Raw genomic sequence first — 13,418 nt, 5'->3', positions numbered from 1 at the left:
GGGCTTACTCTGTAGGCCGCGCGTCGCGCTCGGCGTCTTCTTCTTTGGGCGGGAATAGATCATAACTCGTAAGCTTCAACCATAGCGCTAACACACTGGCGACGAATATCGACGAATAGGTGCCGATACCGACGCCAACCAAAAGCGCTGCAGCAAAGCCGTGGATGATCTGACCGCCCAGAAAGAACAGCGCAAACAAGGTCAGCAGCGTCGTTCCTGCCGTGACAATGGTCCGAGCCAAGGTCTGATTGATCGATGTATTGATGACTTCGACCGGCGTCGCCTTGCGCATGCGCCGGAAGTTTTCTCGCACGCGGTCGAACACGACGATGGTGTCATTGAGTGAGTAGCCGAGCACGGCCAAGATCGCCGCTAACACCGTCAAGTTGAATTCCATGCTGGTCACGGAAAACACACCGAGCGTGATGACGATGTCATGGATCAGTGCCGCCACGGCACCCAACGCCAGTTTCCAATGGAAACGGAATATCACGTAGATCAGAATCGCGATCACTGTGTAAAGGAACGCCAGCCCGCCCTTAGATAACAGGTTTTGCCCAACCTGCGGACCCACAACTTGAACACGCTGGATCGACGCACCCTCAGGTCCGGCAGCCAGGGTTTTAAGCATCTGGTCGCCGAGCTTAGTCTTATCCTGCTTCGGTTGCGGCGGTAAACGGATGGACACCGCTTGAGCACTGCCAAAATGCGTGACGGATGCGTGCTGATAGCCGCCCTTCTCAATCGCCGAGCGTACGGCATCCAGTTTGACCGCCTGTGGATAGCGCGCGTCGACGACAACACCGCCCGTGAAATCGATGCCAAAACTCAAATTGCCGGTTACCAGCGAAGTAACCGACAACGCGATGAGGACCAGTGACACCACCGTCGCTGAACGAGCGTAGCGCGTGAATTGAAAATTCGTTTGGTAGGAGAGCAGTCGCATAATCGTACGCTTAGATCGACAAGCTGGTTAGCCGCTGGCGTCGACCGTAGACGAGGTTGACGATAGCGCGAGTACCTATGATGGCCGTGAACATGGACGTCACGATGCCGATCGATAACGTGATGGCAAAGCCTTGCACCGGCCCGGTGCCAAAGCCGAACAGCATCAAGGCAGCAATCAATGTCGTCACGTTGGCGTCAGCAATCGAAGACAGTGCACGGTCATAGCCGATCTTGATGGCCGACTGTGGGCCGTTGCCAGCACTGAGCTCTTCGCGAATACGTTCAAAAATCAACACATTGGCGTCGACCGCCATACCCACAGTCAAAACAATACCGGCGATACCAGGTAACGTAAGTGTCGCCTGCAGAATGGAAAGCGCGGCGACAATCAACACCAGGTTCATGAACAAAGCGCAATCAGCGATCAAGCCGAAGAGCTTGTAGTAGCACGCCATAAACACGACCACCAGCAAGAATCCGATAATGACCGCAATACGCCCTTTGGCGATGTTATCGGCACCCAGGCTTGGACCGACGGTGCGCTGTTGGACGATGTGGACCGGCGCGGCCAATGCGCCCGCCCGTAGCAACAGCGCCAGATCATGAGCCTGCCCGCGTGACAAGCCGGTAGTCTGGAAACGCTTGCCGAAAGCGCTGCGGATGTTCGCCACGCTGATGACTTTCTGCTCTGTTGTGCGGTTGGTAACGCGCTTGCCGTCTTTATAGACCGTATCCAGCTTGGTCTGAGTATACAAAACAGCCATTGGATCGCCGACATGCGCCGAGGTGACATTGAACATCTTGTCGGCGGCTTGGCTGTTCAGCGTGACCTGCACATCCGGACTACCGGATTTCTTGTCGAAACCCGCAGAAGCGCCGGTCAATTGATCGCCCGACGCAATAACGTCCTTTTGCAGCAGAATCGGGCTGCCATCCTTGGTTTGGTAAAGCGCCGAGCCCTCGGGCACGTCACCGGTGCGCTTGGCTTTCTGGGGACTGTGCTGCTGATCCACCAGGTGGTATTCCAACGTGGCGGTCTTGCCGAGTAGTCGTTTGGCGCGCGCAGTATTCTGCACGCCCGGCAACTCGACCACGATATGGCTGCGGCCCTGGCGCTGGACGAGCGGCTCCGAGACACCGAGTTCGTTGACACGGTTGCGGAGCGTATTGAGGTTGGTCGTCAGCGCCGAGTCGACGATCGACTTGCGCTGTTTGCTGGTATAGCTGGCGACCAAGGTATGACGTGCGTCGTTTGCACGCTTGAATTCCAATGCGCTGTACTTGGCCGATAATGAATCGCGCGCCTTGGCAAGCGCCTGATCACTGCCGAAGCTAATGCGCACGCCATCGTCGACGCGGTGGGCGCGCTTATAGCGTATCGATTGCTCGCGCAAATGAGCGGCCAGATCGCGAGTATGCTGTTGATAACGTTTCTTGAAAAGCGCCTGCGTATCAACGTTTAGCAGGAAATGTACGCCGCCGCGCAGATCCAAGCCCAGCGCCATCGGCTGGGCGTTGATCGAGCGCAACCACTCGGGGGTTCGCGGCGCGAGGTTGAGCGCAATCGTATTCTTGTCACCCAGCGTTTGTTTTAACTGGCTGGCCGCCTTGAGCTGCTGATCATTCGTTTTATAGCGCGCTAGTATGCGGCCCTTGCTGTAGCCAACACTAACCGGCTCGATATCGTTTTGGCTCAACACCTCGCGAACACGCGGAACCAGAGACTGCGGCACTGGGTCACCGCTGGCGCGGCTGATTTGAACCGCTGGCTGATTGCCGAACAGATTGGGCGCGGCGTAAAGGAGGCCGACCACGATGACCACGGCCAGCAATAGGTACTTCCACAACGGATAGCGGTTCATAAACTCCTAGCTCGACGTCCGCTTACTCGACAACACCCTCGCAATGCATCAACTAGCGCGCCGCGCTAAAACGTACCGAGCGTTCCCTTAGGCATGACGCGAGTAACCGAGCTTTTCTGTATTTGGAGATGGACGTCCCGACTGACTTCGACCGTCAAAAAGTTCTCGCCGAGTTCGCGCACCTTACCGGCCACACCGCCCGAGGTCACGACTTCCGAGCCTTTTTCCAAGCTCTCGAGTAGTTGACGGTGCTCCTTCTGGCGCTTCATCTGCGGCCGAATGATGACGAAGAACATGAACACCAGAAACACGACCACCATGATCAATGTCGGCCAGATACTTCCCTGTCCACTGGCGCCGCCCGACGCCGCCTGCGCCGTGTCGATAAAACCGGTCATAAATTTATTTTCTCCGAAAAATCAGCACGCGTCGGCAAACCAGGCCGACTGATCCAACCTATCAGTATGCCATAGCCGGCACGACAAGTCGCTTTACCCGCAATCGGTTGCCACGCCGAAAAATTCCGCCGCACGCGTACCGACACCCTCGGGGCCCGCCAGGAATTGCCGTGTGAACTGGTCATAGCGCTCGGCGGCAATCGCATTGCGAATCCGACGCATGACCGACTGGTAGTACCACAGGTTATGCAGTGTATTCAGGCGCGCGCCCAACATTTCGCCGCAGCGAAACAAGTGATGCAGGTAGGCGCGCGAATACCCGCGGCATGTTGGACAACCACATTCGGCGTCGAGTGGCCGAAAATCCTCGCGATAAGCGGCGTTTTTGATCTTGACCGCACCGGCGTTTGTGAACAGATAGCCGTTACGCGCGTTGCGGCTGGGCATTACGCAATCGAACATGTCGACGCCGTAACCAACTGCTAGCACCAAATCCGCCGGCGTGCCCACCCCCATCAGATAGCGCGGCGCATCGACAGGCGCGCGAGTGATGGCAGCTTCAATAGCACTTGCTTTCTCAGGCCACGGCTCACCGACCGAGACACCACCGATGGCATAGCCATCAAAGCCAATTTCGGTCAACGCATCCATTGATTCAGTGCGCAGATCCGGAAAGACACTCCCCTGATTGATACCGAAAAGCGCGTTAGCGCTGTCGGCGTGGTGCGTCCGGCAGCGCGCCGCCCAGCGCATTGAACGCGCCATCGATGCCGCGGCGACGGACTTATCCACCGGATAATCCGTGCATTCGTCGAAACACATCACGACGTCCGAGTTAAGCGCTCGCTGGACATCAATCGACCCCTCCGGCGATAGGAATCGACGGGATCCATCCAGCGGTGAGGCAAACATGGCCCCGTCCTCGGTCAGATGCCGATTGGCGGCTAAACTCCAAACTTGAAAGCCACCGGAATCAGTCAGGATCGGGCCGTGCCAGCCCATAAAGCCGTGCAACCCGCCATGACGCGCAATCAGCTCGGCGCCCGGCCGCAACATCAGATGGAAGGTATTCCCCAGCACGATCGGCGCCCCCAGCGCCGCAAGTTCGTCCGGCGTCACTCCTTTAACCGCCGCGTAGGTACCAACTGGCATAAACGCTGGCGTATCCAGCATGCCGTGTGTGAGACACAACCGCCCAAGCCGTGCAGCGCCGGAATTCACGCATCGCTCATAGATCATGGCGCATAAGTCTAGGCGATAAGCGCAACGGGGCGAACCGGGGGCACTTGCCACATCAGCCCGGCGCGGATAGCGTACACCTTGCTGCCACCACCTTTAACGAACTATAAGCCGTTGAATAAACCGTTAACCAAGCTGATCCCGATCGCGTTTGCACTACTCGCGATCAACACCGGTGCCGCCTCCCAAACGCTCCCCGGATTACGGAATCTGGCGCAGAATGCGGACGTTTCTGCGCTGGTCGTGCGCCTAAGCGACATGCAGACCCTGGCGGCCCTCAATCCGCGCGAGCGGCTCACGCCCGCCTCGACCAGCAAACTGTTCACAGCGGCCAAAGCGCTTCGCACATTCGGCCCGAATCACAAATTCATCACCCGGCTGACTACTCAGGGCCGAGTGACCGACACAACGGTTCGCGGCAACCTTAACCTGATTGGCAGCGGCGACCCGACGCTTAACACTCGTGACCTGCAACATCTTGCCCAACGACTTCGGGCACGTGGCATTCAACGCGTTACGGGCGACCTGGTTATCAACGCCGGACATTTCGGCCAGATCCCCTGTCTGACGCCCGATCGCTGCGAGGCGGCGGACAAATCGGCCCACAGCTACGACGCCCCCCTATCGGCAGCCGGCATCAATTTCGGCACACTTCACGCCACCGTCTATCCGGGACCGCAACGCGGCGATCGCACGCGTGTCGTACTGCACCCCATCGGTCTAGCGGGCTACGCCATCGACAATCATTCAACGACCCAAAAAGCGGGCAGCCACCCCCATCTACGCGTCTGGCGCACAACCGATAAAGACCAGACTGTGCTCCACCTGCGCGGGCGTTTGCCAACCGATGGCCAACCTATTGAGATCCATCGCTCAGTAGCCAATGCGGAACGCGAGACTGCCCTGGCGCTCAATCGCATCATGGCCGACGCCGGTGTGCGTATCGATGGCGTTGCCCGGGTGACGCAACAACAATCCCGTGCCGATGATGCCGTGACACTGGCACGCGTTCGAAGTCGTACGCTGCAAACGCAACTCAACCGTATGCTGGCTTACTCCAACAACTATTTGGCCGATACGTTGACATTGGACATCGCGGCCGCCCAGGGCCAGACGCCGCCGTTAACTCTGGAACAAGCCGCCCAGTCGCTGGAGCGCCTCGGGCGTAACGCTCGTCAGCGTGTATATGGCCCTGAAGCCGGCAAATCGGCGCCTCGACTCGCCAGCGGTAGCGGCCTCAGCGTACGCAATAATATGTCGGCGCGTGATCTTGTCGCACTGTTGACCGCCATGTATCGCGACAGCGCCCTGTTCCCGGCTTTTTACGGCAGCATGCCAGTGCCGAAATTTTCACCCCATGACATGCTCAAGCAATCCAACCTGGACTTCCTGACACGGATCACGGCCAAAACCGGCACGCTGACCGAGCCGGTCTCGGCGCGCGCCTTGGCCGGTTATTTCCGAACGAAGAACAACGGCTTCGTCGCCTATGCCGTGCTCATCAACGGCACAGCGCAAAATCCGCATCCGGGCTTTAACAACACAGTCGCCGTCTACGAATCCGACCTCGAGCGATTATTAGCGAATCATTGAACACGGTGGTTTAGCATTGCCTTCTAGCCGGGTATACTAATCGGCTCTGCCCGGGTGGCGGAACTGGTAGACGCGTCGGACTCAAAATCCGATTCTGGCAACAGAGTGTGGGTTCGAATCCCACCCCGGGCACCACCATCCTTCTGGCGATAAGCCAATCCAGCAGCTCGCTGATCCCGATTCAGCCCCGTACGCCACGCGCGGCATCAAGCAGATAAGCCGCGCAATCAAAACGCCGGCTGCCACTTTCAAGTGCTACAGGATTCATGGACAGCCGGCGACGATCACACGGTCGCGCAGCCGTCGCTATCGGGCATCCACGCAGCTCACACTTGCGTCTATCCAGGAAAGACGTAATGTAGAGCAACAGGGCTGCGCGGCCTCACATAACAATGCCAAGAAAAAACGACCACGGGTTCACGCTGCTAGAGCTGATGGTCACGATTGCGGTGCTGGCAGTACTGGCCACCATGGCCGTACCAGCCTATCGGTCACTCGGCCAGACTAGCGCGATACAAGCAACGTCGAACAGCCTTGTTGCCGCGCTCCACCATGCACGCACAGCCGCGGTCAAACGCGATCGAAAAATAACCCTCTGCGCAAGCACCGACCAATCCACCTGCAGCAGTAACAACGACGCGTGGCGTGACGGCTGGATCATTCAGCGCCACGACGGTACTGGCAGTCCGATTACAGTGCATACACCCACTTCGAACCGCCCGACCATCAAGTGGAATCGGGCATCAGCAAAAGTTGTGTTCGGACCTAATGGTTTCGCGCGGGGGACCAACGGTAGTTTCTCCGTGCAAACAAGTAACACCCCGAATAAAACTTGTCTGATCGTCGCGCAAACGGGGCGCATCCGAAGCGTGCATGGTGACAAAAACGCGCATTGCACCAATATCGAATGAGGATCTCGACAGATGGATTCGAGGACGGTTTCACGCTACTCGAAGCACTGGTTGCGATTGTCATCATTTCGATCGGTTTAACCGGACTGATTGGGTTGCAAACGGCCAGTTTGAAAAACACTCAGACATCTGCAGCCCAGACTCAAGCCACTGTTGCCATGCAAAGCATGGTAAGCCGCATACGCGCTAACAAAGCGGATGCAGCACGCATCAACAATCACTATGCCGGGAAAAGCACGGCCAGTGTGCCCAGCCAGGATTGCAGTTCGTCATGCACGCCCAGGCAAGTTGCAGCACACGATCTACATCAATGGGCCGAATCGCTGGCACGGACGCTACCAAGTGGCGAAGGGTCAATCGAAAGCATTGGCGACGCGGGAACGCCACCCTACCGCTTCAGAATCACGATCGCCTGGCATCTCAACAAGATTAATTATCAGAATTCGGGAAGCTCCGACGACGTGACAAACAGTTGTTCGGCACGCAAAACTTACTGTATGACACGGCGGGTGACGCTATGAAGCGATTTTCACGTGCCGAACAAACCGGCTTCACACTGATCGAGCTGATGATCGCACTCATCATATCCCTCATTCTTTTGGCCGGCGTGCTACACATCATGCTCGGCAACCGAAACAGCTTACGCGCACAGAACGCTTTAGCCGGCCTCCAGGCGCGCGCACGTCTTCTTAATGTGATGCTCGACGACGCCATCGCGCAGGCTGGCTATCACGTCGAACCATCACAAAAATTGACAAATATTCTAAAAAGCGATGCAGCCCCGGGATCCGCGCCAACACTCGCGCGGGGCAGCTATATCGGCGCAGCGACAACCAAACAGAAAACGATCTTGCGTATCCGATTTCAAGCCGCTGGCGGACTTCATAACTGCCTTGGCAAAAAAATTGGAAAAACCGATAATACTGTTGTTTCGGAAAGAGTAGCCGATTTCTCTCTCGAATATTACATCAGTGGCACTGACAAAAACCAGATCAAATGCCACACCTATGCCCCGAAAGATGGCACCGGTTACCCAATCACTCGCCCATTGCTGAATAATATCCGGGCATTTCGTACGCGGTTTGCTCTTGATACCGACGGCGACGGGTCGGTCGATCACTACGTCGATTCGCTAAAACCAAGGCAACAACGTCAGATATTGACGCTGCGCATCCAAGCGCTATTTCAAACACGTAAACGTGTGCTCTCCACACCGATTTCACGCAGTTTTAGCTTCGTCAACGGGCCCGATATTGATGTGAACGACTCACGTCGCGGCTTTCTCTTCTTCGACCGAACGGTGCTCTTCCGCAATGCACGCAACTAAAGTCAGCACAATCCCGAGCATAACCCGCACGCATGACGAAGACGGTTTCATTCTGATCACCTCCCTGTTGTTTCTCGTCATCATCACGTTGCTGGCACTTTCCAGCATCAATTCGTCGACGCTACAGCAGAAAATGGCAACCAACACAAATGCTAAAGCCGCATCCCGACAAACCGCTAATAACGCACTCCGCTACAGCGAGTCCGTACTCGGCGCAACGCCTGGGTATCCGACGCCCAACAGTCATTGCTACAAGCTAAAGGCCAACGGTGTGGTGATACAGACAACCTCATGCGGTGATGCTGCAATTGACGTTGCGCCCCAACCGAAAAAGTCTTTAGCGCCCTCCAAATGGATTGACGGCACAGCCTATCCAAACGCCGCACAGCCTTATTCAACCGGCGGAACGTCGCCCACACATACTGATTACTGGGTCACCTATCAACAAGCATCGAGCGTAGAGCTAAGCCAGACCGCGCAAGCCAACGGCGGCGGCATATATTTCTTCACGACAACCGCGCGTACCCAAGGACCAGGCAGCCAAACGACGACCGTGACGCAAAGTGTGTTTAAAAAACAATACGGCCATCGGTAACACGAGAATTTACTGAAAATAAAAACGACATTTAATACGATTATAAAATTTTTTTACATAAAAAATTAAGTTATTCGAGTTTTGCCAACTAGCGGATAACAATCATGAAAATTAAAACAAAAAATAAACGTATCAGCGGCTATATGCGCCTTTCTTATGTCATTCCTCTGGCGTCAACTATTATCGCTAATGCCGCGATTAGCGCTCAAGCCGACACGAACGCGAACCAGATAAGCATCCCGAGAAACCCACTAATCGCCAGTTCTCACGTGGATCCCACCGTGCTGCTTGCAGTCGACGGCTCGAGCGCCATGAAGTTCGAGATGTTATTCGGTGCACAAAATCACGTGTATTGGCGAGACGGCTCTTTTGTTACCAGCAATGGTGATTTGCGCAGTTCCGGACTCGCATACCAAATGGTCTTTCCAAACAGGACCAAGAGTACTATTCCACCCGTTCCGGACTATGCTTTTATAAGATCCCCCGACTTCAACCGACAGTATTTCTCACCAACACAGGAATACAGGCCTTGGCCCGGCGATACCGACTATCGTGATAAATCTTCAAATTTGACTCGTGTCCGCTATGTCCCTGGAAAAATAACAGGTGAGCGAGACGATGAAATCGACATGACGGCCATCACGGCAGGAGAGTTTGATTATCGCCAGGGTATGCCCAAGCCGGATGACTGCGCTTCAGTTTGCAACGCGGGCGCATATGATTTTTTTCCTGCCACGTTTTACTTAACTGGAGCCAGTAAAGAGGACGCCCAATCCAGAGCCGGCAAATATTTTTCCAGTTATAGAACAAATAAAATCAAGCCATCCACCAGCCGAGCTCCGGGCAACACCAGCCAACCTTTCTATCGTTTCCAAATCAAACCGGACAACTTTACCAAGTCGGCAGATTATCGGGCGGCAGTTGGTAACTTCACCAACTGGTTCGCGTATAACAGAAACCGTTCCGGAGCCATCAAAAACGCACTGGTGCGTGCGTTCAACGATTTCGACCATCTCAATGTCGGCATCTGCACTAGTAATCATCGTCCGAGGTTTGCCAACGACGTTCCTTATAACCTCGACGACAACCGAAACAAATTGGGTAAGCGGATTAAATGGTTGATCTTACCTTTGCATGAGAGTGAGACAGACCGGCATCTCATCGGATTATCTGGTTGATGCTTCACCTACTGCTGGTGCATGTTTCCTTCGCTAATTCCAGCAAGAACCCCACACGCCTCAACTTCCCGGTCATCGTTGCAACTCGCTCTCAGTGAAACGAGTTGTTTCTCAAGCGCTTGCAGAGCGGTTATCTGCGACCGCACATGAGAGATGTGATCATCGAGCAAGGCGTTGACGGCGGTACAAGGCTGATGAGGGTCGTCCTGATAGCTCTGTAGTTCGTGAATCTCAGCCAGTGACAGGCCCAGGATTCTGCAGCGACGGATGAAGGCCAGCCCCTCACCATGCTTCTCGGTATAGACACGGTAACCGTTGTCCTGCCGATCAGGCGGCGGCAACAAGCCCTGCTGTTCATAGAAGCGGATCGTCTGTGTTTCGACCCCTACCAACTGCGCCAACTGACCAATGCGCATCAGCCTCCTCCCCAACGGATTCTTTACTCTATTGACCTTATAGTAGCTTTATAGTTTTAAATGGTACCACAACATTGTTCAAGTGGAGTCGTATCATGAGCAAATCCTGTGGTGGCGCCTGTGGCGGTGATGCAACGTCCGCAGCGGATACCGATATACAGGCCTCCTCCGAGGCGCCAGGGAGATGGGTCAGTGTTTATGCCGTGCCGAAGATGGACTGTCCATCAGAAGAACGAATGATTCGCCTAGCCCTGAACGGCTTTGAGGAGATTCGGGCGCTGTCCTTCGACTTGTCGAACCGCCGGCTGAAGGTCGTGCATGACGGCGAGGTCGAGCCCGTCACCTCGAAACTGAAGACCTTGGGGCTAGGCGCCTCGCTTCAGGAAACCGTCGCTGCAAATCCGGAGACCATCAAGGCCGCCGAGTTTTCGGCAGCTTCTGCTAAGCAAGAATCCGGGACCCTGCGCTGGTTGCTCGGCATCAATGCACTTCTGTTCGTGGTGGAAATGACTGCCGGTCTGATCGCCCAGTCCACCGGCCTGATTGGAGAATCCCTGGACAATTTTGCCGATGCGGCGGTGTACGGGCTTGCCCTTTATGCGGTTGGACATAGCGTGAAAATGCAGGTACGTGCCGCGCATCTTGCTGGTGTACTGCAACTGATCTTGGCTGTGGGCGTGCTCGTAGAGGTGGTGAGACGCTTTGTATTCGGTAGTGAGCCTGAATCGCTGGTGATGATGGCTATCGCATTCGTCGCATTGATTGCCAATACCAGTTGTCTGCTGCTCATATCCAAACATCGGGAAGGCGGGGCGCACATGAAGGCAAGCTGGATATTCTCGGCCAACGACGTGGTGATCAACCTGGGGGTCATCACCGCCGGCGCCCTGGTCGCGTGGACCGGTTCCAATTATCCGGATCTGATTATCGGCACCATCGCGGGGGGCATTGTACTTAACGGTGCCAGACGCATTTTGGCGTTGAAGGGTTAAATAATGCTCATTATTGGCAAAAAGCTCTCGCCGTATGCCCTATTGTCCATATCGGGCCTGCTGGCAGCGTCTGATCAGGCTGTAAAGTGGCTGGTGCAGCAATCAATGGCCTATGGCGAGTATGTTTCGGTGACCCCGTTCTTTAACTGGGTGCACCTATGGAACACCGGTGCCGCATTCAGTCTTTTTGCGAATGGTGGAGGCTGGCAGCGCTACTTTTTTATCGGAATCGCGGTAGTGGTCTCGATTTTTCTGATCAAGCTGATCCTTGAAAATCGTCATAAAGGAGAAGCCATCGCTTACAGTCTTATCCTCGGTGGCGCCATGGGCAACCTGATTGACCGGGTCTTTCGCGGCTATGTTGTGGATTCCTTTGATTTCTATTGGCGAGACTGGCATTGGCCGGCCTTCAACCTGGCTGATATTGCAATTGTCCTCGGTGCCTTACTTTTCGTTTCCAGCAGCTTGTTGGGTAAAAAAGCAAACACCAATGCCGAGCCGGATGGATCTGACTGACACCTACGCCTATACAACACCATGACCGAACTTCCCGACAACATCCTTCACCTGCCGCAATACCAAGTACTGGGCTGCAAATCAACCGACGACGAAATGCACTTCCAGGTGGACGTGCCCGATCCCATCGCCTGCGAGGAATGCGGCGTGCAGGGTGAGTTCGTACGGTTCGGCAAGCGTGACGTTCCCTATCGTGATCTGCCCATCCACGGCAAGCGGGTCACTCTCTGGGTGGTCCGCCGCCGATACACCTGCCGGGCCTGCAAGACAACATTCAGGCCCCAGCTACCGGAGATGGTGGACGGATTCCGTATGACACTGCGGCTGCATGAGTACGTGGAGAAGGAATCCTTCAACCACCCCTACACCTTTGTGGCGGCACAGACCGGCCTGGACGAGAAGACGGTGCGCGACATCTTCAACGCCCGCGCCGAGTTCCTGGGGCGCTGGCACCGCTTCGAGACGCCCCGCATCCTGGGCATTGACGAGCTATACCTGAACAAGCGCTACCGCTGCATTCTGACCAACATTGAGGAGCGAACCCTGCTCGACCTGCTGGCCACCCGCCGCCAGGACGTGGTGACCAACTACCTGATGAAGCTGAAAGACCGGCAGAAGGTCGAGATCGTCAGCATGGACATGTGGAACCCCTACCGGGCAGCGGTCAAGGCTGTGCTGCCCCAGGCCCGTATCGTGGTCGATAAGTTCCATGTGGTGCGCATGGCCAACGATGCCCTAGAGAGAGTGCGCAAGGGCCTCAGAAAGGAGCTGAAACCGTCCCAGAGCCGGACTCTCAAGGGAGACCGGAAAATCCTGCTGAAACGCGCTCACGAAGTCTCAGACCGGGAGCGCCTCATCATGGAGACCTGGACAGGCGCGTTCCCGCAACTGCTGGCCGCCTACGAGCACAAGGAGCGCTTCTACGGCATCTGGGACGCCACCACACGGCTCCAGGCAGAAGCCGCCCTGGACGAGTGGATAGCCACCATCCCGAAGGGCCAAAAGGAAGTCTGGAGCGATCTGGTCAGGGCAGTGGGAAACTGGCGCGAAGAGACCATGACCTACTTCGAGACGGACATGCCCGTCACCAACGCTTACACGGAGTCCATCAACCGACTGGCCAAGGACAAGAACCGTGAAGGGCGCGGTTACTCCTTCGAGGTGATGCGGGCACGAATGCTCTACACCACGAAGCACAAGAAGAAGGCACCGACTGCGAAGGTCTCTCCTTTCTACAAGAAAACCATCGGTTACGGACTGCCGGACTTCGCAGAGGAACTCAACTACGGAGTCGATCTATCAACCATCTGAGAGTGGTATCAGATTGATGGGGTGAAGGTGCCCCATCAACCATTAAATCCGTATACCCAACAAATTCAATACTCGAATCCTGGATGCCAATCTAAGTAGCGGCGCACACGATACAAAAGCGTTGAATTTCCT

Annotated in this window: 14 protein-coding genes and 1 tRNA gene; 10 read left to right on the top strand and 5 right to left on the bottom strand. The window is 55.7% G+C overall.

Annotated elements, in window-relative coordinates:
- Window positions 1–4: 4 nt before the first annotated feature.
- The 4 genes from secF to tgt form a co-directional block, all read right to left on the bottom strand.
- Complete coding sequence (gene secF, locus HKX41_00965; GenBank protein NNC22728.1) at window positions 5–946, bottom strand: protein translocase subunit SecF; 942 nt, start codon at window positions 944–946, stop codon at window positions 5–7.
- Between the two features lie 10 nt (window positions 947–956).
- Window positions 957–2,810 (bottom strand): protein translocase subunit SecD, encoded by a 1,854-nt coding sequence (gene secD, locus HKX41_00960; protein NNC22727.1) that lies wholly within the window; start codon window positions 2,808–2,810, stop codon window positions 957–959.
- A gap of 65 nt (window positions 2,811–2,875) precedes the next feature.
- On the bottom strand, window positions 2,876–3,208 hold the full coding sequence (yajC, locus tag HKX41_00955) for a preprotein translocase subunit YajC (GenBank protein ID NNC22726.1): 333 nt from the start codon (window positions 3,206–3,208) through the stop codon (window positions 2,876–2,878).
- Between the two features lie 93 nt (window positions 3,209–3,301).
- Entirely contained in the window at window positions 3,302–4,447 is a 1,146-nt protein-coding gene (tgt, locus tag HKX41_00950) for a tRNA guanosine(34) transglycosylase Tgt (GenBank protein ID NNC22725.1), read from the bottom strand.
- A gap of 114 nt (window positions 4,448–4,561) precedes the next feature.
- On the opposite strand from tgt, the gene dacB reads away from it, so the two are divergent.
- The 7 genes from dacB (at window position 4,562) to HKX41_00915 (ending at window position 10,051) form a co-directional block, all read left to right on the top strand.
- Window positions 4,562–6,040 carry a D-alanyl-D-alanine carboxypeptidase/D-alanyl-D-alanine-endopeptidase gene (dacB, locus tag HKX41_00945; GenBank protein NNC22724.1) on the top strand — a complete coding sequence of 493 codons (1,479 nt, stop codon included), beginning with the start codon at window positions 4,562–4,564 and terminating at the stop codon, window positions 6,038–6,040.
- A gap of 48 nt (window positions 6,041–6,088) precedes the next feature.
- Window positions 6,089–6,175 (top strand) — tRNA-Leu (locus HKX41_00940).
- 257 nt (window positions 6,176–6,432) lie between these two features.
- Window positions 6,433–6,951: a prepilin-type N-terminal cleavage/methylation domain-containing protein gene (locus HKX41_00935; GenBank protein ID NNC22723.1), complete on the top strand. Its 519-nt coding sequence runs from the start codon at window positions 6,433–6,435 to the stop codon at window positions 6,949–6,951.
- Window positions 6,948–7,472: a type IV pilus modification protein PilV gene (gene pilV, locus HKX41_00930; protein NNC22722.1), complete on the top strand. Its 525-nt coding sequence runs from the start codon at window positions 6,948–6,950 to the stop codon at window positions 7,470–7,472. Before HKX41_00935 ends, pilV begins: the two co-directional genes overlap by 4 nt.
- The gene (locus HKX41_00925; protein NNC22721.1) at window positions 7,424–8,278 is read left to right on the top strand and encodes a prepilin-type N-terminal cleavage/methylation domain-containing protein; all 855 of its coding nucleotides are present in this window, start codon (window positions 7,424–7,426) and stop codon (window positions 8,276–8,278) included. Before pilV ends, HKX41_00925 begins: the two co-directional genes overlap by 49 nt.
- A complete protein-coding gene (locus tag HKX41_00920; protein ID NNC22720.1) occupies window positions 8,265–8,873 on the top strand; it encodes a hypothetical protein in 609 nt (202 codons plus the stop codon). Before HKX41_00925 ends, HKX41_00920 begins: the two co-directional genes overlap by 14 nt.
- 104 nt (window positions 8,874–8,977) lie before the next feature.
- Window positions 8,978–10,051, top strand: coding sequence for a hypothetical protein (locus HKX41_00915; GenBank protein ID NNC22719.1), 1,074 nt, complete (start codon window positions 8,978–8,980; stop codon window positions 10,049–10,051).
- Between the two features lie 8 nt (window positions 10,052–10,059).
- On the opposite strand, the gene cadR is transcribed toward HKX41_00915, so the two are convergent.
- Window positions 10,060–10,467 carry a Cd(II)/Pb(II)-responsive transcriptional regulator gene (gene cadR, locus HKX41_00910; protein ID NNC22718.1) on the bottom strand — a complete coding sequence of 136 codons (408 nt, stop codon included), beginning with the start codon at window positions 10,465–10,467 and terminating at the stop codon, window positions 10,060–10,062.
- Window positions 10,468–10,562: 95 nt separating this feature from the next.
- Here cadR and HKX41_00905 point away from each other — a divergent pair, with 95 nt between their 5' ends.
- The 3 genes from HKX41_00905 to HKX41_00895 are packed head-to-tail and all read left to right on the top strand — an operon-like array spanning window position 10,563 to window position 13,286.
- Window positions 10,563–11,459, top strand: a complete 897-nt coding sequence (locus HKX41_00905) for a cation transporter (GenBank protein NNC22717.1) — start codon at window positions 10,563–10,565, stop codon at window positions 11,457–11,459.
- 3 nt (window positions 11,460–11,462) lie between these two features.
- On the top strand, window positions 11,463–11,975 hold the full coding sequence (locus HKX41_00900; GenBank protein ID NNC22716.1) for a signal peptidase II: 513 nt from the start codon (window positions 11,463–11,465) through the stop codon (window positions 11,973–11,975).
- Window positions 11,976–11,996: 21 nt separating this feature from the next.
- On the top strand, window positions 11,997–13,286 hold the full coding sequence (locus HKX41_00895) for an ISL3-like element ISPpu12 family transposase (GenBank protein ID NNC22715.1): 1,290 nt from the start codon (window positions 11,997–11,999) through the stop codon (window positions 13,284–13,286).
- Window positions 13,287–13,418: the final 132 nt, after the last annotated feature.

The organism is Salifodinibacter halophilus, assembly GCA_012999515.1.
In the GTDB taxonomy this organism is placed as follows: Bacteria; Pseudomonadota; Gammaproteobacteria; order Nevskiales; family Salinisphaeraceae; genus Salifodinibacter; species Salifodinibacter halophilus.
The sequence above is the reverse complement of the archived record's forward strand: the minus strand, read 5'-3'. Positions and strand labels throughout refer to the sequence as shown.